Consider the following 19,054-nt stretch of genomic DNA (forward strand, 5'->3'; position numbering starts at 1 on the left):
ACATCAGGGCATTCGTACAGGGCGACTGCCCTAGACAGGAGCGAGTCATGGCATGCCCAGCCGCCGAGCGCGGGCACGCGCTACGGCGAGTGGCTGGAGCAGCGCGGGGTGCCCGCCCCGTTCGAGACCCCTGTCTTGGCGGCCTGCGTGGACGGCCTCCTGCCGCACCGCGGCCTGGGCCTGAAGGGGAAGGATCCCTCGGCGGTGCCACGCAGGCTTCTTTCCCCATCCCCGAGGAGGAGCGACAGTGCGAACAGTGATCTGCGGAGCCGGCATCAGCGGCCTGGCCCTGGCCCATCGGCTCGCCGCCCAGGGCGGTGAGGCCGTGGTGGTCGAACGGGCCCCCGGTCCTCGCCCCCAGGGCTACATGATCGACTTTTTCGGCCCCGGGCTGGAGGCGGTCGAGGCGATGGGGCTGCTGCCCCCGTTCGAACGAGCGGCCTACCACTATGACGAGGGGCGCCTCGTCGACCAGAACGGCCGCCGCCGCGCCACGCTCCGGACCAAGAGCTTCGCTCGCGGCCGGCTACTGGACCTCCTGCGTCCCGACATCGAGGCCGTACTGGTCGAGAACCTTCCGGCCGAGGTCGAGCTGCGCTATGACACGGCGGTGACCGACGTGGCCAACCGCCCCGACGGCGTGGCGGTGACGCTGGAGGACGGCACCGTCCTGGACGCCGATCTGCTCGTGGGCGCCGACGGGATCCATTCGACCACCCGCCGGCTGGTGTTCGGGCCCGAAGACCGCTACCTCCGCTACCTGGGCCTGCACACGGCGGCGTTCACCTTCGACGCGCCGGACGTGCACGCCGCCGCCGAGCACGCGTTCTGCCTCACCGACTCCGTCGACCGGCAGATGGGGTTCTACGCGCTGCGCGACGGCCGGGTCGCCGCGTTCGCGGTGCACCGCAGCGCCGACCCCACGATTCCGGACGATCTCCGGGCGGCGGTCCAGCGGGCCTACAGCGGTCTGGGCTGGGTGACGCCGCGCGCGCTGGAGCAGTGCCCGCCGGCCGAGGAGATCTACTACGACCAGGTCGCGCAGATCGAGCTTCCGGAGTGGAGCACCGGCCGGGTCATCCTGCTCGGAGACGCCGCCTACGCCGTGTCGCTGATCGCCGGGCAGGGCGCGTCACTCGGCATCGCCGGCGCCTTTCTGCTCGCCGATCGCCTCGCGCAGGCACCGACGATCGAGCGGGCCGCCGCCGAGTTCGAGCGCCTGTGGCGTCCCGTGGTCGAGGACAAACAACGCAACGCGCGATCGATGGCCCGCTGGTTCCTGCCGTCCTCACCGACCGACCTGCGCATCCGGCGCATCATGCTCAGCCTGACCCGAGTGCCCTTCGTCACCGGCTACCTGAGCTCCATCCTCGCAGGCAAGGAAACCAAGCTCGCCGACGTCATGCGCCAGGCATCCGGCTCCGCTGTCGAAACGGAGGTCGCGTAGCGCTCGCTCCGATTCCCGTACAGGATCGCGTGCGGCACGTCCGGCGGCCGGTCAAGAAGAGTTCGGGGCGGCGCCGATCACCGCGGTCAGCTCGGCGGTGCAGACGGGCGAATCGAGCTGCACCGGCGCGCGAAGGCGGCGGCCGACGAGAGCCGGTGACCCCACGAGTCCGCGACCGGAAACCTCCTAGTCGGACTCGCTCCAGAGATACCACGGGCCCTGCCAGTGTTCGTAGAGATCCTCGCCCTCAGGCTCGGGCGGCTCGCCCTCGGGGCTCCAGGCGAATCCGGCAGTACTGAGAAACCCGGCGCCGTCGATGGCGAAACGTACTCCGCCGCGGATCCGCTCCGCCCGTTCGACTGGGAACAGCCCTATCCATTCGTCGTCCGCGGGCAGCGGAGCGCCGTGTGAGAAGGCTTGGGCGCGGCCGTCGAGGACAGGCCGGGACAGGGCGAAGCGCGCCTTCAACGGCACACCCCCGTATACCAGGCCGCAAACCAGCAGAACGATCAGGGGCGGCAGTGACCACACCGGCCATTCGCGACGCAACCGCGCTGAAGGTTCACGCCTGAACAGCATGCGGCCCAGCGTGAGCAGCCATATGAGACCGATGAAGATCCAGGCATTGGCGATCAACGCCAGCCACACCAGGTACCCACCGGGAACGCTCGTGGCCCAGACGGTCGCCAGGGCCGTGACGACCGTCGGCACGATCACCGCCGCCTGCCCAGGCCGCCAGGTGCCGGAGACGGGCTCCGCCTTGTCCATGCTCCGAACATGGAGAGGGCGCAGCCGGGGCCTACGTGCCATTCAGATCGCGGTTGCGGAAGCCGTACATGCCGAGGACAAGCAGGCCCGCCGCGAGCGCGGTGAGCATCACCAGCGGGGCGAGGCGGAAGTCCTCGACCGGCATCCGGGGAATGTGGTCGAACGGGGACAGCCCTCGAGCCCAGTCCGGCAGGTCCGCGCCCCAGAAGCGCACGACGACGCCGAGAGCGAGTACCGCCCATGCCAGCGGGACGGCCCTGGGCGCGAGCCCGAACAGTGTGGCGGCGGCCCCCAGCAGGAAGAGGATCTCCGGGGTGCGGGCGATCACGGCGGCGGCCGCCGCCCCCGCGCGGGCGGCGTCACCGAACGCCAGGGCGGTGCCGGCGGCCATGGAAAGACCGGACACCATCAGCAGCGCGACTGCGGCGAGACCGGTGGCCAGGAGTGAGGAGCCCAGCCAGGCCCACCGGCCGGTCGGGGTGGCCAGCAATGGCGTCACCCGCCCACGGTTCTCCTCCGCCCGCAGCCGCGTCGTCGCCTGGACTGTGAAGATTCCGACGAGGAAGGACATCCCGACTCCCATGAGGCTCAGGTAGCCTCCTACCACGTCCGGGTCGCCGCCGAGGATCTCCTCGGCCACCCCCTCGCGCATGGACCCGGCGAGCCCGCCGAACACCAGGCCGGCCGCGATCAGGGACCCGCCCCACCACAGGATGGACGCGCGCTGGAGCCGGAACGCCAGCGTGAGGGGTGAACGCAGCCCGCGGGCCGCCCGCGCGCGGCCGGGGCGCGAGGCCATCAGCCCGGCACCGAGGTCCCGCCGTGCCGACAGCGCGTACGCGACCGCTGCCAGAGCCGTGCCGAGCAGTACCGCCAGAGCCAGTGGCCACCAGCGCCCGTCATCCGCCACTCGGGTGAGCTGCGCCCACCCCATCGGGGAGAGCCACGTCAGCCAGCCGCCTTCAACGTCTTGGACGGCGCCCACGGCGCGAAGCAGCCACACGACGGCCAGCACGGCGCCGGCGATTCCGACCGCGGCTCTGGAGTGCTCGGTGAGCTGCACGCTCACCGAGGTGACGGCGGCGAAGACGAGCCCCATCGCGGCCGTGGCCGCGCCGAACAGCAGCGCGTCGCCTGGCGTCATCCCGACGCCCACCCCCGCCGCGGTCAGCAGCAGGGCCAGCAGCACGTTGGCGAGGACGGCGACGAGGAGCGCGGCCGTGAGCGCGGCCTGCCGGCCGACGACCGCTGCGCGCACCATCTCGGCCCGGCCGCTCTGCTCCTCGGCGCGGGTGTGCCGGGCGATCAGCAGCATGCTCATCAGCGCCGCGCCCAGCAGAAACTCCGGGAAGTAGGCGTTGACGAGATATTTCAGGACCGTGGGGTTCTCCATGCCGAACATCGGCCCGGAGAACAGCCGCAGCATGGGGACGTCCATCATCGCCGCACTGGCACGCAGGGTTTCGGCCGTCGGGTTCGTCGCGTTCGCCACGCCGGCGAAGTATGGGAGGAACAAGGTGATCCCCAGCGTCCACGCGGGCAGCTTGACGCGGTCCCGGCGCAGGGCCAGCCGCAGCATCGCCCCGGTGCCTCTGAAGGCGCCGCCGGGAGCGGCGGCCGTGACGCGGCCGACGGTGGTGGCGGTCATGCGGCTGCTCCGTTGCCGTAGTGGCGCAGCATGAGCTCCTCCAATGTGGGGGGATGGCTGGTCAGCGCCCGGATGCCGAAGGCGCCCAGATGCTTGATGGCGCCGTCCAGGTGCTCGGCGTCCACGCTGAACCGCACCTGCCCGTGCTCGGTCTCGGCGTCGTGGACGCCCGGGAGCGTGGCCAGGCCGCTGACCGGGGCAGCGGTCACGGCTTCCACCGTGGTGCGGGTGAGGTGGCGTAGCTCGGCCAGCGTGCCCGCCTGGACGATCTTGCCCTGCCTGATGATGCTGACCCGGTCGGCCAGCTTCTCCACCTGGGAAAGGATGTGGCTCGACAACAGGACGGTACGCCCGGCCGCGCGGGCCTCCGCGACGATGTCCTGGAAGATGGCCTCCATGAGCGGGTCGAGACCCGACGTCGGCTCGTCCAGAATGAGCAGCTCCACGTCGGCGGCGAAGGCGGCCACGAGCGCCACCTTCTGCCGGTTGCCCTTGGAGTAGGTGCGGCCCTTCTTGGTGGGGTCGAGTTGGAAGCGCTCGATCAGCTCTGCGCGGCGGGTCTCGTCGAGGCCGCCGCGCAGGCGGCCGAGCAGGTCGATGGCCTCCCCGCCGGTGAGGTTCGGCCACAGCTCGACGTCGCCCGGCACGTACGCCAGCCGCCGGTGCAGCTCGGTGGCGTCCGCCCACGGGTCGCCGCCCAGCAACTCGGCGCGGCCGGAGTCGGCGCGCACCAGGCCGAGCAGGATCCGGATGGTGGTGGACTTGCCCGCCCCGTTGGGGCCGAGAAAGCCGTGGATCTCTCCTGTGCCGACGGTCAGGTCGAGCCCGTCCAGTGCACGGGTGGGCCCGAACGTCTTGACGAGGTCGCGGGTGGTGATGGCGGTCATGGCAGGGCTCACCACTGCACCGGGAGGCACTTGGGGCCGAAGAAGGGGGAGTCGTCTTTCATGGGGATCTCCTGTGCGGGCGCCGCGAGGCGCAGGCGGGGGAATCGGGTGAAGAGTGCTTGCAGGACCACGCGCAGCTCCACACGGGCGAGCTGCTGGCCGAGGCACTGGTGAATGCCGTGCCCGAAGGCCAGATGACCTCGTGCCGGTCTCGTGATGTCGAACTCCTGCGGGCGCCGGAAGCGGGCCGGGTCGTGGTTGGCCGCGCCGACCAGCAGTTCCACGGTCTGGCCCTTCTTGATCAGTTCGCCGCCTACCTCGACGTCCTCGAGCGCCGTACGGAGCATGCCGCTGGGCCCGGTGAGGTAGCGGAGCAGCTCTTCGACGGTGTTGTCGATGAGGCTGGGGTCGCGGCGCAGCGCCTGAAGCTGATGGGGGTGCTCCAGCAAGGCGAACGTGCCCAGCGCGAGCATGCTGGAGGTCGTCTCATAACCGGCGGCGAACAGCAGCAACCCGATGGAGGCCAGCTCCTCATCCGACAGGGTGCCACGGTTGATCACGCCGCTGTAGACGTCGCCGGTGGGATGTTCGCGCTTGCTCGCGATAAGGGGCGGGAAGAGGCCCAGCATGGTGGCGTATGCCTGCTGGATCTGCTCCTGGGTGGAGTCCGCGTCGAGCGCGGTCTCCGCGGCCTGGCGGAACGTGGGAATGATGGGGCTGGGCAGGCCCAGCAGTTCACAGATGAGCAGGGCGGGGACGGGGACGCACAGGGCGGTGACGAGGTCGGCGGGTGGCCCGGACGCCTCCATGTCGTCAAGGCAGCCGTGAGTCGCCTCGGCGATTCTCTCTTCGAGCCCACGCATCCTGCGCACGGTGAACTCCCCTGCGAGGAGCTTGCGGTAACGGGTGTGCTCGGGAGGATCCATGCGGACGAACATGCCGGGCGGGGCGGGCGCGGTGAACACCGCCTGTGCGTTTGAGTTGGGCATCATGACCGGTGGATGGGCCAGCTCGCGCCGGATGCTGAAACGGCTGCCGGCGAGGATGGCGCGGACCACGTCGTAGCCCGTGGCCAGCCAGCCCGGATGTCCGTCGGCGAAGATCATGGGACGGAGCGGGCGCTCGTTCCTGAGCCTGGTGAAGATCTCTGGTGGGTCGAAGGGGTTGGGCCGGCCGACACGTGCTGTCCAGGGCAACTCGATGCCGTCCTGTGTCATGGGGCACTCCTAGGAGGGCGATGGGGACGTGCTGTCCCGGAGCTTCTCGAGGGCGTCTCGCATCGAGGCGGCCGCCTCCGGGGTGAGCATGGGGTGGGAGTAGATGTCGAGGAGAGTCACCGCGAGCAGATGCGCGCCTTGCGGGGTCGCCAGGTCGACGCCGAGTCCGCGGGAGATGTGCTGGTGCAGGATCGGGACGGCCAGGCCCATCGCGGTGCCGACCGTCGCACGGGCCTTGCGACCGGCGAAAGGGGGATCCGGACGGGCCTTGTCGGCCTCCTCCAGCCACTCCTCGCTCATCCTGACCATTTCGTCGAACAACGGCGCGGCCCATCCCTCGGCCAGAGCCCGCGCGAGATACCGCTGATACGGGCCCAGCTTGGCCAGCGCGGTACCGACCGGGTTCGCAACGGTAGGCGTGGAATCGACGCGTGCCTCGTCGTTCATCCGGCGGATCTCCTTGACGAGATAGGCGTCGCACGCCTCGCGCAGCGCCTGCTTGGACCCGAAGTGATGGCGCACCAGTCCTGAGGAGACGCCCGCCGCCTCGGCGATGCCACGGATCGTCGCTCCCTCGAACCCGCACTCACCGAAGCGCCGCATCGCTGCATCCCTGATGCGCGCGCGAGCAGTCAGATCTTCCAGATCCGCCTCGATCCTGGCCATCACCCGAACTCCTGCCTACTCAGACGTACACAAAGCTATTCATGTGAGCTATAGCCTACACACGTGTGTAGTGCTCGTCCACCGAGATCATCGACTGCGGTGCGCTCATGACGACCCCGCCGCGGCAATCCGCCGGGCTGTCCGCGGAAGTCCCGGCGTGGCAAGGGTCGATGTCCTCACCGGCAGGACCGGAACCACCGGGGTCGCCTCCGCGGGAGCGGTCTTCAGCGCCTCAGACCGCCTGGCCGCCCTCTCGGCCCACATCACCTGGTGTTCTCGCTGGTCCGGGCGAAATTCACGGAAGGCTGTGTGACATCCGCATCTGTTCGCGGCGGGCGTGGGAAGGGAGGGTTGGGGCTCATCACCCCCGCTTGTTAGGGAGCACCTCATGACACTGGCCCAAAAGAGCGTGCGGATCACGCGTACCTACCCGGCCACCCCCGAGCGCGTCTGGCAGTTGTGGACCACCGGCGAGGGGATCGCCCGGTGGTGGTCGCCGGACGGTTTCACCGTCGAGGTCGACAAGCTCGAGCTGCGGCCGGGTGGCGAGCTGATCTACACGATGACCGCCACCGCGCCGGACCAGATCGCGTTCATGGAGAGTCACGGGATGCCGCTGAGTACCCGATCCCTCAAGAGGTTCGTCGAGGTGGCGGAGCCGGGCAGGCTCTCTTACACCTCGCTCGCCGACTTCATCCCCGGCATGGACCCCTACGACTTCCTCACCGTGGTAGAGCTCGAAGCCGTCGAGGAAGGCGTCCGCGTCACGATGACCGCGGACGCGATGCACGACGAGGAGTGGACCCAGCGGCTGGCCGCGGGCCGCGCCAACGAGCTCGACAACCTCGGGCGCGTGATCGACGCCGATTCGTAGAAGTGACCGCGCCATCATGCCTCCCGACGGCCGCGCTGACCGGCCGTGAGCCTCTCTCTCCGGCACGGCCGCCGCTGGTGGTCGCCACGTGGCCGGGTCGCCTACCCTGGTCGGCCAGGGAACGTGGACGGGGGATCCGGCTGGTGGCACTGTGGCGATCCGACCGCGCCGTCCGGCTCGCGCCGGTCGGCGCGGTCGCGTGCGCGGGCCTGCTGCCCCTGCTGCAGGTGACGCTGGCCTTCAGCTACCCGGACAACGACGTCCGCACTGGGCTGTGGAGCCTCGCGGTGACCGTGGTGTACCTGCCCCTGCACCTGCGTCACGTCTGGTACGCGGCCCGCGGCGTACGCCTGCCGGCGGGCGGGTGGACGTTCGCGGCGATGGCCGTCGTCATCCTCGCCGCCACCCCGCTCGCGGGGAACACGTGGCCGCGCGCCTACGCGGGCCTGGCCGCCTCGGCGGTCCTGGTCCTTCCCGGCCCGTGGTCATTCGTGGTCCATCTGTCGCTGGTGATCGCGGCCGCGCCCGCGTCCCTCCTGCTCGGCCTGCCGTGGAACGCCGCGCCGTGGCTCACCCTGTCGGTGCTGTCCGGTAGCGGCGCCGTACTGCTGCTCGTCTGGCTGTCGGCCGCGCTCGTCCGCCTGCAGTCGGCCAGGCAGGTGCTCGCCCAGCGGGCGGTCGCGCAGGAACGGCGCCGCATCGACGACGACCTGCGCAGGACGCTCGGCACCGCTCTGGAGTCCCTCGCGGCGCGCGGCGCCCGCGCCGCCGACCTGCTGCAGAACCCGCCCGGCAGGCGGGCCGAGCTGGTGGCGGAGCTGTCCGGGCTGGCCGACGATTCGCGGCGCACGCTCGCCGAGGCCAGGCAGCGGGTGCGCGGGTACCGCAGGCCGTCCCTGCGGGCCGAGCTCGACACGGCCGCCACGCTGCTGTCCGCCGCCGGGATCGAGACCCGGCTGCGGCTGCCCCGCACGGGCATCCCCGACACGATCGCGCCGGAGCCCCGGGCGGCGCTGCGCGCGACGGTCACCCGCCTGCTCGGCTCCGAAGGAGTGAGCGCCTGCACGATCACGGCCGCGGTCTCGACGGACGGCGTACGCCTTGAGGTGCGCGCCGACGGCGTCGCGGAGACCATCGACGTGCAGACCGAGGGACGCCCATGATCCCGCCGATCGTGCCGCGGTGGGTGGCGCGGCATCCCCTCTGGCCGCTGATCGCCCTGCAGGTGCTGCTCGCCGTACAGGTGCCCGTCTACACGACCCTCGGCATGGACGGCCCGGCCGGGAACCCCGTCGCGGCCACCGTCGCCGTGGCCCTGGTGCTCTTCCTGAGCCTGCGACACAGCCTGGCCGCCGCCAGGGGCGAACGCCCCGCGGGCTGGCCCTGGACCCTGGCCGCGCTCGTCGTGCTGGCCGACGTCCCGCTGTGGTGGGTCGGCTCAAACTGGCAGTCCGTCACCGCCTTCTCCCTCGCCTCCATCGTGATGCTGCTGCGTGGCCGGCTGATGCTGGTCGCAGCCACGTCGCAGCTCCTGCTCAACCCGGTGAAGGAGGTGACCTCCATGCTGGGTGACAGCGCCTACACCACCCCTCGGGCTCTCCTCCTGGGCGCGTACGCCCTGTTCGGCCTCATCCTGTACGCCAGCACGCTGGTCGGCGGCGCCCGCCTGGTCCGGTTGCTGACCGAGCTGGAGGCCACCCGCACCGAGCTGGCCGCCACCGCCGTCGGCGAGGAACGCATCCGCGTCTCCCGCGACCTGCACGACCTGCTCGGCCAGAGCCTGTCGGCCATCTCCCTCAAGGGCGACCTGGCCCTGCGCCTGCTCGCGAAGGACACCGCCGCCACCCGTGCCGAGATCGAAAGCCTGACCGAGGTCGCCAGGGACGCGCTCAGGGACATACGCGCGATCACCCGCGACGAGCACTCGGTGTCGCTGCGCACCGAGATCGACGGCGCCGCCGCCCTGCTCGGAGCCGCCGGCGTCGACACCCGCCTGGATGTGGCCGACCTGCCGCCGCTGTCCGGTCCCGCCCAGAACGCGCTGGCCTGGGCGATCCGTGAGGGCACCACCAACCTGCTACGGCACAGCGACGCCCGCACCTGCACGATCACCCTGACCCGCGACCGGGGCGCGGTACGGCTCGACATCGTCAACGACGGCGCCCAGCCGCCCTCGACGCCCTCGCCCGGCACCGGGCTCTCCGGGCTGGCCGAGCGGGCCCGCGCCGCCTCCGGCACCTGGCTCACCACCGCGCACGACGGTCGGTTCCTGCTGTCGGTCGAAGTCCCCGAGGAGGTCGCATGATCCGCGTACTGATCGCCGAGGACATGCACATGATCCGCTCAGCGCTGGTCGCCCTGCTGTCGCTGGAGGACGACATGGAGGTCGTCGCCGAGATCGAACGCGGCGACGAGGTCCTGGCCACCGCCCTGCGCGTGCGGCCGGATGTCGCGGTGCTGGACATCGACATGCCGGGGCTGGACGGGCTGTCGGCAGCGGAGCAACTGTCCGCGCGGCTTCCCGGCTGCCGCACGCTCGTCCTCACCGGGCTCAGCCAGCCGGGCAACCTGCTGCGCGCGCTGAAGGTGCACGTGAAGGGCTTCATCGTGAAGGACGCCCCGGCGCAGACTCTCACCGACGGCATCAGGCGCATAGCGGCAGGGGAGCGGGTGATCGACCCCGAGCTGGTCGCCGCCGCGCTCGAGACGGGCAGCAGCCCGCTGACCGCTCGTGAGACGGAGGTACTGCGCGCGGCGGCGAGCGGTATCCGCGTCGCCCAGATCGCCACCCAGCTCTCGCTATCGCAGACCACCGTGCGCAACTACCTGTCCAACGCCATCGGCAAGGTCGGCGGGCGCAACCGCATCGACGCGATCCGCATCTGCCGCGACGCGGGCTGGCTGTAGCGGGCGAAACCGCGGCGGCGGCCCCGACGCCCCGGGTGAACGCAGCCATCGAGAGGGGAGCCGCAGGCCATGGGCAAGATGATCGGGCGGCGGCTGTTCGACCTCACCAACGATCTCGCCGGCCGCCGCGATCGCCCAGGCCGCTGCGAGGTCCTCCTCGGCCTCGGTGAGACGCCGATCGGGTCCTCCGCCTGATCGTGCAGGTCATGGCATCGGACGCCATGGCGAATCCTGGACGGTGCTTCGCACGTCTAAGTTCTCTGGATGACCATGTGTGCGGTGAGGAGGAGCGCAGCGTGAACGACAGGCTGGTTGGAGCGCTTGCCGAGGACGACCCGGTGGTGGAGGCGGTCATGACCGCCAGCAGGGCGTTGGTGGGGGTCGCGGCTCGCTCCATTGCGGCGGCGGGCGGCGATGTCACGCTGCCGCAGTACCGTGCGCTCGTCCTCGTGGCGGCGCGGGGCCCGCAACGGCTGATCGACTTGGCGGAGGCGCTGGATGTGAACAGGTCGACGGCCACCCGCATGTGCGATCGCCTGGTGGCCAAGCGGCTGGTACGGCGCAGTCGCCTGCCCAGCGACAGACGGACGGTGCGGATCGCGTTGACCGGTGAGGGGCGGGCTCTGGTCGATGGCGTGACGCAGAAGCGCAAGTCCGATTTGACCCGCATTCTCGCCCAGTTAGGACAGGAGCAGCGAGCCGCCGTCGTCGCGGCGCTGTCGGCGTTCGCGCGGGCCGCCGACGAGACCGAGGTCACGCGACACGCCGACATCCCGGACCTGTGAGGCGGACGGTACATCGTCGCGGCATGACGGAGCCCAGGGCAGCGGAAATGCGTGGTCAGTCGTGACGGGCCCCGTCACTGCTCCGGCCGGCGCTCGGTGACATCGTTCACCAGACGCCGGCTTTCGGGGGTGAGACGCATCAGGGTCTCGCGACCAGCATGTGGATATGGGGAAGCGTCACCCGGTCGTGGGCAGCGGCCGGCCAGGCTGCCCTGGAAGTGATCAGAACCGGGCGTTGGTCATCGTGTACCACGTCGGAGCGAAAGCCACCAGGGCCAACACCACGAGGACCGCCAACGACCTGAGTACGCGTGAGGTGGTGATGATCGCGGGTGCGATGGGCCTGAGCCTCCATCGTCCGACCGCGATGTACGCCGCGGCGCCTCCCAACAAGAGATTCGCAGGCACCAGTTCGTATTCGCCGCGCATGATGTGAAAACCGGCAGCGAGGATCATCGTCAGTGTCAGGCCAACGGCGGCGAGCGGCGTCAGCACCGGTTGGACTCTCGTCATCGCCGGTAGGATCAGGCCGACGCCGCCCAGCACCTCGCAGACCCCGATGAAGACGATCAGGGGCTGCGGCACCGCCGCGTACCAGGCCACGGCCTGGGGCGCTGCCGCATACAGAGCCGCGTCGTACATCAGCACCTTGCCGAAACCGCTGCCGGCGAAGAAGAAGCCGAACAGCAGTTGGAGTGCCCAGAGTGCGCCGTTCAGCGTGAGCCTCGGTCCGCGTCGCTGCTCCATGTCCGTGTCGCTGAGCAGGTTCTCGCTGCCATGCTGGTTCATGTCCTGTCGTTTCCTTTCTGGTCGGGTTGGCCGGGGGAAGAGCTTGGTGGACCTACGGGTACGGGGCGGCCCCTCTCTGGCGGCTCCTGCCGTCTGGACGAGCGCGGGTCAGCCGGCCGCTGAACCCGAGCGTGGCGTGACGCAGGCCCTGCGCCGCCTTGTCCGCGTGTGAGCTGCGACGCGCCGCCTTGTCCGCGTGTGAGCTGCGACGCGCCGCCTTCTTCTGATCCTGGCCGTGCTCCTTCATCGCAGCCCCTTCCTCGGCCGTGAACCCCTCGTATGTGCTGCTTTCTGGGTTGCTCATGGCTGATTCCTCCTTGGAATCTCGATGGTGGAACCTCGTTAAAACGGCACGTGCCGTGCCGCTCAGGACGTGGTCAGTCTGGAGGTGCCTCGCCCTACTTGTCAACACGGCACGTGCCGTACCGTTAAAGTGCTGGCATGACCAGTAACCGCCCGGAGCGCGCCGCCGCCCGTACCACAGTGATCATGCAAGCCACGCTCGCCCTGGCTCAGGAGATCGGCTACGCCAAGCTGAGCATCGAAGCGGTTGCGGCGCGCGCCGGTGTCGGTAAGCACACGATCTACCGCCGATGGCCCTCGAAGGGACTGCTGTTCCTTGACTCGCTGCTGTCGCTGGACGAGCCCGTCCTCGACTATCCCGACACCGGTGATGTCCTGGCCGACCTGCGCCAGCAGATCTATGCGGCTGTGGACCTGCTGGCCACTCCACCGTACGGCCCGCTCTACCGGGCGTTGATCGGTGAGGCACAGCACGACCCCGCGGTGGCCGCGGACCTCAACGAACGCTTCATCCGCCCGCAGACGGACAAGACCATCGCCCGGCTCAAGGCGGCCCAGGACGCGGGGCAGGTCGCGCCCGGTTTCGATCTCGACCTGGTGATGGCAGTAGTGTCCGGACCTCTGTACTACAGATTTCTGATCACTCAGGAGCCCATGACCCATGACTACGTCGACCGCGTCCTCGATGCCCTCTTCGCCGGCATGAGCCCGAGGCATTGAGGCCTTCCGGCACTCCCCGGGGGGCCGCCGCCGAGCCTCCGGTCACATCCGGCCGCACCTGCGAAGGGGTTTCCCTGCGGCGCTCCACACGCCGCACCAACAACCCGAGAGCAGTCGCACATAGCGATCAGCACGAGCGGCGAAGGGACGCTGACCGTGATCTGCGCCCACTACCAGCGCGAAGCGGCGCCGGGTTCGGTCATACGTCAACGGGCGTGCCTGCGCAGCAACAACATCGCCGCGTCATCGGGAAGCGGCCCGCCGGTGTGGGCCACCAGGTCGGCACGGAGCGCGTCGAGCGCCTCTTGCGGGTCGCCCGACCGCAACAGGTGAAGGCGATCGTTCAGGGGGTAGAAGGTTCCGCTGTCATCCCGTGCCTCCACCACGCCGTCGGTGAACAGGAGGATTCGGTCACCCTCCAGGAAAGGCACACGGTGCGCCTTGGGCCGGTCGGTGCCGAGCGGGCCGAGCCCCAACGGGAGAGCTTCCGCCGGGGGCTCGACGGTGCAGGCCTTCCCTTCGGCGGTGAGGAGGAGCGGAGCGGGATGGCCGTGGTTGAGCAAGACGATCTCGCCGGGTCTCACTTCGGCGATGATCGCGGTCACGAACTTCTCGCCGCTCAGGTGCCGGGACAGGCTCGACTCCAGTCGCTCGCTCACGTCGTCGAGCGCGGGTTCGTCGTAGGCGGCCTCACGGAAGGCGCCGAGCACCCAGGCGGCGGTCTCGACCGCGTCGAGCCCCTTGCCCTGGACGTCCCCGACGAGCAGCCGCACCCCGTGGGGCGTGATGACGACCTCGTACAGGTCGCCGCCGATCCTCGCCTCGGCCGCCGCGGAGGTGTAGGACAGGGCCACCTGCAGGTCGGCGGCTTTGCGGGGGACCGGCCGGAGCAGGACGCGTTGCGCGGTCTCGGCGACGAGGCGGACGCTGGCGAGTTCGCGTTCCCGCTTGAGCCTCAGGTGGCTGACGAGCATGCTCGCTCCGGTGGCGCTGACGATGGTGGCGATGGTGAGGTTGTTCTGCCACTTCAGCAGGGAGCCGTTGTAATAGGCCAGGGGTATGCAGATGGCGAGGGCGACCGCACCGATCAGGGCGGTGCGCCGCACGCTACCGTAGACCGACCCGAAGCTCGGCCCCAGGGTGAGCAGGGGAAGAAAGCCAAGTGCCGGCCCGGCCATGAGGTCGATGAGCGCCACCGGCGCCATCACCATGAACGGCAGCCAGCGCAGCGTCCACTGTGATCTCATACAGCGCCCTCGAACCCCATCTGCCCTCCCGTGGTAGGCCGCCGCCTCTCATCCTTGCATAGTGCAACAGACTGTGGGAGGTCGCGGCGCAGACCATCGGCTGCCTCGCCCCGGCTCACCGGTCCGGGGCCGTGGCGCCGCTCACGTCGTCCTGCCGTCGGGTGATCTCGTCCAGCCGGTCGCGCACTTCCCGCAGCTCGGCCAGGACGAGCCGGAGGTCGGCCTCGTTGCGCGTCTCAGCGGCCGAGGTCTGCTGGAAGCGTTCGACGAACCAGGCGGCGATCGAGGCGGTGACGACGCCGAGCAGCGCGATGCCGGAAAGCATCAACGTCGCCGCGATCAGCCGGCCCTCCAGCGTCGTCGGATACAGATCTCCGTAGCCCACCGTCGTCATCGTCGTCAGTGACCACCACAGGGCGTCGGACAGGGTGACGATCGTCGGCTCGGCGGAGCGGCGTTCGGCGTCCAGCACCGCGATGGCGCCGACCAGGGCCAGGAAGCAGGCCCAGCCGCTGACGTACACGGTCACCCGCATGCGTAGCGGCAGCGTGACCCGGCGCATCAGCGCGGTGAGCAGCAGCAGCGAGCGCAGCACGGCCAGCGGCCGTAGCAGCGGCAGCAGGACGACCAGCAACGCGGGGATGTGGGTGGCGATGAAGTGCCCGCGCCGGTCGGACAGCCACACCCTGATGGCGTAGTCGGCGGCGAACAGCGCCCAGGCCGTCTGCTGGGCGCGTTCCAGCCATCGGTCGGCGTTCTCCGGCAGCTGGGGCAGCACGATGGGAAGTGCCCAGCCGGCCAGGAACAGCAGGCCGACGCCGAGCAGCACGGGATCGGTCCGGCGTTCCCAGGCGTGCAGGCGCCGTGATGGCGGGGGTGCTGGTGCTGTGCGGGGCTGTTCCATTCTCGTCCTCAGGGTGCGGGCAGGCAGACGGTCAGGCGGGCGAGCCCAGGAAGCCCTCCTTGCTCAGCCACTCCTCGCTGACCTTGTCCGGCTCCTTGCCCTCGACGTCCACCTGCGCGTTGAGCTGCTGCATGGTGGCGTCGTCGAGCTTGTCGATGACCGGCTGGAGCACCTTCTCCAGCGCCGGGTACTTCTCGAACGTCTCCTGCCGCACGGTCACCGCGGCGCTGTAGATCGGGAAGAACTTCCGTCGAGCTGCCGCGTGCTCTCGGCGAAGTGCAGGAGAGGAGCCCGACGCCGATCGCCGTGGCGATGGCCAGGGCGATCGCGACGACCAGCGCGTGTTCGGCGGCGGCCGGCGAGAGAGTGTCCCAGCCTGAGACCACGTACTCGCCGAAGCTCATGAAGTGACCACCTTCGCTTACGTTTACATCGATCCGCAAACGTACGCGACCTGTTGCGATCAGCGCAAAACTGAGTGCAGCTAGCGCAACATGAGTGCAACGCTTTCGTTATGGACGGACAGGGACGAGCGAGGAGGCGCCGGTGCCGTCGGCGGGGCTCCGCCGGGACATGGAGATCCTCGAAGTACGACGACTGGCCGGGTACGCGATCTCCGATGTCGAGGTCGAGGGCGGCTCGGCCGGGCTGTCCGGCCGACCGGTCACGTTCGACCTCGGGCCCGGCGGCTCTTCCCGTCGTGTTGAGCTGACGGGATGTGCGGGTCAGTCGAGTTCCGCGGGCAGGTCGCGTGAGTCGATCTTCGCGACGATCAGGGCGGGCGCGTTGGACGCCTTCGCCGTGGCGAGCGCCTGGTCGAGAGCCGCCGCCGTGGTGACGGACTGGGCGGTCTGGACGCCGAGGCCGTTGGCGAACTCGACGAAGTCCCAGCGGTTGAGGACGACGTACGGCTTCGGCCGGGTGGCGGGGTCGCTGAAGTAGTCGGCGTCGAGCAGGAACTGCTCGAAGGCGTAGATGCCGTTGTCGATCACGACCACGACCGGGTTGCGTTCGTAACGGACCATGGTGGACAGCGCCTGGGCGGTCATGTGGAAGCCGCCGTCGCCGCAGATGACCAGCGGGCGGCGGGCCGAGCCGAACGACGCCCCGACCGCCGCGGCCACCGAGTGCCCGATCGAGGCCCACACGGCCCCGGACAGGAAGCCGTCCCGGCCCTTGATGGGCAGGTGGGCGGCCGAGTGGATGCCGAGGAAGGTGTCGGGGATCACCAGCCAGGACGGGTCCAGCGCGGCGCCGATGCGCTCGAACACGCGGCGATAGGTCAGCGGGCTCGCGGCCGTGGACGTGACCGGGTCGACGCCGGGCGGCACCGGTCGCGGCGCCTCCGTCGCGGCCTCGGCGGCGAGTGCGGTGATCAGGGCGCCGAGCTGGGCGTTCTGCTTGGCGCCGTTCTTGATCTTCACCTTGCCGTCGTAGGCGGTGATGACGCGGTTCGTGCCGGTACGGAGGAGCGTGGCGTAGCTGCTCGGGAACACGCAGCCGAGCATCACGAGCAGGTCGGCCTGCGCGACGGCGTTCACGGCGGGCTGCGAGTGCGGCGGGGCGTAGACGCCGACCCAGCCGGCGCCCTGCTCGGGCAGCACCCCCTTGGCCGGCAACTGCACCGACCAGCGCACACCGAGCTTGGCGATCAGGTCGGCGACCTTGTCGGCGAGCCCGTACCGCTGGACCTCGATGCCGACCAGGACCAGCGGCTTCGTCGCGGCGCGCACCATACCGGCGATCGTGCCGGCGAGTTGCTCCTCGGTGCCCGCCGGCGGCTCGGTGACCGGCAGGGATCCGGACGGGGCCGGGCAGGACGCCGTCCAGATGTCCCTGTTGATCTCGATGTAGACCGGCCGCTTGCGCTTGACGGCGGTGGCGATCGCGGCGTCGACCACGCCCGGCACCGCGGCGGCCGTCCCGGCGCGCGCCGCGCTCGCGGTGACCAGCCGGTACGTGCTCAGGTCGTGGTCGGGCTGCCCGGTCGAGTGCGAGAACAGGACGTCGAAGTCCTTGAGGTTGGCGAGGTTGGCCGCGTTGGGGCCGCCGTTGACGACGACGACCGGGCTGCGCTCGACGAAGGCGCCGGCGATGGCGTTGACCATGCTGAGCGTGCCGACGCCGTTGGCGACCGCGACCACGCCCAGCCCCTTGGCCCGGGCGTAGCCGTCGGCCGCGTACCCGGCCTCGAGGTCGCTCGCGGTGACGATCGACGTGACGCCGTTGCGGCCGGCCGCGTCGAACAGGCCCGCGCCGTAGGCGGCGGGCACGCCGAACAGCGTGTCGACGCGCTGCTGGGTCAGCCTCTTGAGCACGTAGTCGGCGACGGTGAAAGCCACGATGGCGCTCCAGTGCAGGCCCGCCGGGGCGGGGATCGGTCAGTCGGAGACAGAGAGCCTGGGGTCGACCAGCCGCCTGTTGCAGGGATGGTCGATGTGGTTCATGGGCATCGGCACGGGCGCCGCTCGACCGAATGCGGCGGCGATGATGTTCACCAGCTTCTTGCACTCGGCCGGGTTGAGGTCCTCGTCCTCCTTGTCCCAGTCGGGCGTGGTGCCCATGACGACGTGGTCGGAGCGCGGGAACATGTAGCCGTTACGGCTGTAGAGGTATTCCAGGTCCGGCTGCGCCGGCAACATCGCGAGGTAGCCTCTGACCCCGACCATCTTCGTGTCGTTCCACAGCTTCTTCGCGCCCATCCCGGTGCAGTTGATGATGATCTTCTGCGGCGCCGTCGCGAAGACGTCGGCCTTGCTGGTGAAATTCTTGTCCACGAACGTGACGTCGCGCGCCCGCAGGTCGCGCTCCAGCCGCGGGAGGAAGATGGGCGGCTCGACCAGCAGCGTCTGATACAGGAAACCCGGCTGGGTGTGGTTCTGGAACGGCAGGCGGCTCAGTCTCTGCCGGGCCGGCAGCAGGCCGGGCAGGAGTTCCAGCACCATGTCCAGGCCCTCAACCGGCTTGGGACAGTAGTTGGGCCGCTCGGAGACGCCGAACCCCTTGCCGATGCTGTCCTTGAAGGTCGTGTAGGACGTCTTGATGATCGCCTTCAGGTCCTGCTGGTTCATGGCGGTCTCGACGACGGAGACGGCCCACTGGCCGCCTGCCTTGAACGACGTGGTGTGCACCGGCTTGCGATCCGCGTAGATCGTGACCTTGAGCCCCAGGTCGAGCAGCATCGTGGCGGCGGTCAGGCCCATGACGCCCGCGCCGAGCACCGCGACCTCCGTCTGAGGCGAGCCGGCAAGGAACTGGCTGACCATGGCCTTCACTTTGGCCGCGCAACCCCAGCTCAACGAGATGCCGGCGCCGCCGTGGCCGTAGTTGTGCACGACGAACCGGCCGGACGTCTGCTCGGAGTTCAGCCGGAAGGTTCCCTCACGATACGGCCGCACCCCGGTGACGCACGCCCCGGGCACGCTGGGATCGTAGGTGAAGTCCGGTGTCGGCAGGTTGGTGAGCTCCCGCACGTCCATCGCGCCAGCCCCTGAGAGATCGTGTCCACATGCGATCGGGGGCCTGCCGGCTCTCGTACCCGGAGTCGGAGACCACCAGCCCACCGCAGCCAAGGTTTGACCCGGCCCAGGGACGTTGTTTTCTGCGGCCACCCGCGAAGCGGGCCCGGACCCCAGAGGTCGCTTCTGCCGAACTTCTGCGCCACCAGCTGGATGATCTCTGCTTCCGTGGCTCGAACTCCGGGTAGAAGCCCCTGCCGCACTCCAGGTCGTCGAGCGCGGTCTTGATCTCCCTGTTCAGATGCGGCCGGGCCTGCTGGGCGGTGAGTGACCGGCCCTCCTCCGCGCGGACGAGTTTCGCGTACTCGGCGGCGAACGTGGAGCCGCGATTCGCGACGGCTGAGCTTCGGGTCGCTGTCGAGCTCGGGCCGGTG

General features: G+C 70.0%; 20 protein-coding genes. 8 read left to right on the plus strand and 12 right to left on the minus strand.

Annotation, left to right across the window (positions count from 1 at the left end; translation table 11 throughout):
- Positions 1-247: 247 nt before the first annotated feature.
- The gene (locus AB0K18_RS45605) at positions 248-1,447 is read left to right on the plus strand and encodes an FAD-dependent monooxygenase (RefSeq protein WP_364927956.1); all 1,200 of its coding nucleotides are present in this window, start codon (positions 248-250) and stop codon (positions 1,445-1,447) included.
- A 186-nt stretch (positions 1,448-1,633) separates the two neighbouring features.
- On the opposite strand, the gene AB0K18_RS45610 is transcribed toward AB0K18_RS45605, so the two are convergent.
- Genes AB0K18_RS45610 through AB0K18_RS45630 form a run of 5 tightly spaced genes read right to left on the minus strand, consistent with a single transcriptional unit; the run spans position 1,634 to position 6,633 of the window.
- Positions 1,634-2,215, minus strand: coding sequence for a hypothetical protein (locus AB0K18_RS45610; RefSeq protein WP_364927959.1), 582 nt, complete (start codon positions 2,213-2,215; stop codon positions 1,634-1,636).
- A gap of 31 nt (positions 2,216-2,246) precedes the next feature.
- Positions 2,247-3,863: an ABC transporter permease gene (locus AB0K18_RS45615; RefSeq protein ID WP_364927962.1), complete on the minus strand. Its 1,617-nt coding sequence runs from the start codon at positions 3,861-3,863 to the stop codon at positions 2,247-2,249.
- Positions 3,860-4,750: an ABC transporter ATP-binding protein gene (locus AB0K18_RS45620; RefSeq protein WP_364927966.1), complete on the minus strand. Its 891-nt coding sequence runs from the start codon at positions 4,748-4,750 to the stop codon at positions 3,860-3,862. Before AB0K18_RS45620 ends, AB0K18_RS45615 begins: the two co-directional genes overlap by 4 nt.
- Before the next feature lie 8 nt (positions 4,751-4,758).
- Positions 4,759-5,967 carry a cytochrome P450 gene (locus AB0K18_RS45625; RefSeq protein WP_364927968.1) on the minus strand — a complete coding sequence of 403 codons (1,209 nt, stop codon included), beginning with the start codon at positions 5,965-5,967 and terminating at the stop codon, positions 4,759-4,761.
- Between the two features lie 9 nt (positions 5,968-5,976).
- Positions 5,977-6,633 (minus strand): TetR family transcriptional regulator, encoded by a 657-nt coding sequence (locus tag AB0K18_RS45630; protein ID WP_364927971.1) that lies wholly within the window; start codon positions 6,631-6,633, stop codon positions 5,977-5,979.
- A 388-nt stretch (positions 6,634-7,021) separates the two neighbouring features.
- Here AB0K18_RS45630 and AB0K18_RS45635 point away from each other — a divergent pair, with 388 nt between their 5' ends.
- From AB0K18_RS45635 to AB0K18_RS45660, 6 genes are all read left to right on the plus strand, one after another.
- Entirely contained in the window at positions 7,022-7,507 is a 486-nt protein-coding gene (locus AB0K18_RS45635; protein WP_364927974.1) for an SRPBCC domain-containing protein, read from the plus strand.
- A gap of 143 nt (positions 7,508-7,650) precedes the next feature.
- A complete protein-coding gene (locus AB0K18_RS45640) occupies positions 7,651-8,670 on the plus strand; it encodes a hypothetical protein (RefSeq protein ID WP_364927982.1) in 1,020 nt (339 codons plus the stop codon).
- Complete coding sequence (locus AB0K18_RS45645; RefSeq protein WP_364927990.1) at positions 8,667-9,812, plus strand: histidine kinase; 1,146 nt, start codon at positions 8,667-8,669, stop codon at positions 9,810-9,812. The genes AB0K18_RS45640 and AB0K18_RS45645 overlap by 4 nt, the downstream gene beginning before the upstream one ends.
- Positions 9,809-10,414: a response regulator transcription factor gene (locus tag AB0K18_RS45650; RefSeq protein WP_364927993.1), complete on the plus strand. Its 606-nt coding sequence runs from the start codon at positions 9,809-9,811 to the stop codon at positions 10,412-10,414. Before AB0K18_RS45645 ends, AB0K18_RS45650 begins: the two co-directional genes overlap by 4 nt.
- A 69-nt stretch (positions 10,415-10,483) precedes the next feature.
- Positions 10,484-10,609, plus strand: a complete 126-nt coding sequence (locus AB0K18_RS45655; protein ID WP_364927996.1) for a hypothetical protein — start codon at positions 10,484-10,486, stop codon at positions 10,607-10,609.
- Positions 10,610-10,710: 101 nt separating this feature from the next.
- Complete coding sequence (locus tag AB0K18_RS45660) at positions 10,711-11,199, plus strand: MarR family transcriptional regulator (protein WP_364927999.1); 489 nt, start codon at positions 10,711-10,713, stop codon at positions 11,197-11,199.
- A gap of 222 nt (positions 11,200-11,421) precedes the next feature.
- Here AB0K18_RS45660 and AB0K18_RS45665 read toward each other — a convergent pair whose 3' ends face one another.
- Positions 11,422-11,988 carry a DoxX family protein gene (locus AB0K18_RS45665; RefSeq protein ID WP_364928001.1) on the minus strand — a complete coding sequence of 189 codons (567 nt, stop codon included), beginning with the start codon at positions 11,986-11,988 and terminating at the stop codon, positions 11,422-11,424.
- Between the two features lie 52 nt (positions 11,989-12,040).
- Positions 12,041-12,292: a hypothetical protein gene (locus tag AB0K18_RS45670; RefSeq protein ID WP_364928004.1), complete on the minus strand. Its 252-nt coding sequence runs from the start codon at positions 12,290-12,292 to the stop codon at positions 12,041-12,043.
- Positions 12,293-12,429: 137 nt separating this feature from the next.
- On the opposite strand from AB0K18_RS45670, the gene AB0K18_RS45675 reads away from it, so the two are divergent.
- Positions 12,430-13,011: a TetR/AcrR family transcriptional regulator gene (locus tag AB0K18_RS45675; protein WP_364928007.1), complete on the plus strand. Its 582-nt coding sequence runs from the start codon at positions 12,430-12,432 to the stop codon at positions 13,009-13,011.
- Between the two features lie 206 nt (positions 13,012-13,217).
- Here AB0K18_RS45675 and AB0K18_RS45680 read toward each other — a convergent pair whose 3' ends face one another.
- The 5 genes from AB0K18_RS45680 to AB0K18_RS45700 all read right to left on the minus strand — a co-directional run bounded on the left by AB0K18_RS45680 (position 13,218) and on the right by AB0K18_RS45700 (position 18,641).
- A complete protein-coding gene (locus AB0K18_RS45680; RefSeq protein ID WP_364928010.1) occupies positions 13,218-14,258 on the minus strand; it encodes a PP2C family protein-serine/threonine phosphatase in 1,041 nt (346 codons plus the stop codon).
- Positions 14,259-14,373: 115 nt separating this feature from the next.
- Positions 14,374-15,162 carry a potassium channel family protein gene (locus AB0K18_RS45685; protein ID WP_364928012.1) on the minus strand — a complete coding sequence of 263 codons (789 nt, stop codon included), beginning with the start codon at positions 15,160-15,162 and terminating at the stop codon, positions 14,374-14,376.
- A gap of 31 nt (positions 15,163-15,193) precedes the next feature.
- The gene (locus AB0K18_RS45690; protein ID WP_364928110.1) at positions 15,194-15,397 is read right to left on the minus strand and encodes a glycine betaine ABC transporter substrate-binding protein; all 204 of its coding nucleotides are present in this window, start codon (positions 15,395-15,397) and stop codon (positions 15,194-15,196) included.
- A gap of 490 nt (positions 15,398-15,887) precedes the next feature.
- Positions 15,888-17,504, minus strand: a complete 1,617-nt coding sequence (locus AB0K18_RS45695; RefSeq protein WP_364928014.1) for a thiamine pyrophosphate-dependent enzyme — start codon at positions 17,502-17,504, stop codon at positions 15,888-15,890.
- Between the two features lie 39 nt (positions 17,505-17,543).
- Positions 17,544-18,641, minus strand: coding sequence for an FAD-dependent oxidoreductase (locus AB0K18_RS45700; RefSeq protein ID WP_364928018.1), 1,098 nt, complete (start codon positions 18,639-18,641; stop codon positions 17,544-17,546).
- Positions 18,642-19,054 lie beyond the last annotated feature (413 nt).

This window comes from Nonomuraea sp. NPDC049421 (assembly GCF_040677005.1).
Taxonomy (GTDB): Bacteria; Actinomycetota; Actinomycetes; order Streptosporangiales; family Streptosporangiaceae; genus Nonomuraea; species Nonomuraea salmonea.

Coding starts and splice junctions, on each gene's coding strand:
- AB0K18_RS45610 (WP_364927959.1), bottom strand. CDS start 2,215: ATGGACAAGGCGGAGCCCGTCTCCGGCACCTGGCGGCCTGGGCAGGCG.
- AB0K18_RS45615 (WP_364927962.1), bottom strand. CDS start 3,863: ATGACCGCCACCACCGTCGGCCGCGTCACGGCCGCCGCTCCCGGCGGC.
- AB0K18_RS45620 (WP_364927966.1), bottom strand. CDS start 4,750: ATGACCGCCATCACCACCCGCGACCTCGTCAAGACGTTCGGGCCCACC.
- AB0K18_RS45625 (WP_364927968.1), bottom strand. CDS start 5,967: ATGACACAGGACGGCATCGAGTTGCCCTGGACAGCACGTGTCGGCCGG.
- AB0K18_RS45630 (WP_364927971.1), bottom strand. CDS start 6,633: ATGGCCAGGATCGAGGCGGATCTGGAAGATCTGACTGCTCGCGCGCGC.
- AB0K18_RS45635 (WP_364927974.1), top strand. CDS start 7,022: ATGACACTGGCCCAAAAGAGCGTGCGGATCACGCGTACCTACCCGGCC.
- AB0K18_RS45645 (WP_364927990.1), top strand. CDS start 8,667: ATGATCCCGCCGATCGTGCCGCGGTGGGTGGCGCGGCATCCCCTCTGG.
- AB0K18_RS45650 (WP_364927993.1), top strand. CDS start 9,809: ATGATCCGCGTACTGATCGCCGAGGACATGCACATGATCCGCTCAGCG.
- AB0K18_RS45655 (WP_364927996.1), top strand. CDS start 10,484: ATGGGCAAGATGATCGGGCGGCGGCTGTTCGACCTCACCAACGATCTC.
- AB0K18_RS45665 (WP_364928001.1), bottom strand. CDS start 11,988: ATGAACCAGCATGGCAGCGAGAACCTGCTCAGCGACACGGACATGGAG.
- AB0K18_RS45670 (WP_364928004.1), bottom strand. CDS start 12,292: ATGAGCAACCCAGAAAGCAGCACATACGAGGGGTTCACGGCCGAGGAA.
- AB0K18_RS45675 (WP_364928007.1), top strand. CDS start 12,430: ATGACCAGTAACCGCCCGGAGCGCGCCGCCGCCCGTACCACAGTGATC.
- AB0K18_RS45680 (WP_364928010.1), bottom strand. CDS start 14,258: ATGAGATCACAGTGGACGCTGCGCTGGCTGCCGTTCATGGTGATGGCG.
- AB0K18_RS45685 (WP_364928012.1), bottom strand. CDS start 15,162: ATGGAACAGCCCCGCACAGCACCAGCACCCCCGCCATCACGGCGCCTG.
- AB0K18_RS45700 (WP_364928018.1), bottom strand. CDS start 18,641: ATGGACGTGCGGGAGCTCACCAACCTGCCGACACCGGACTTCACCTAC.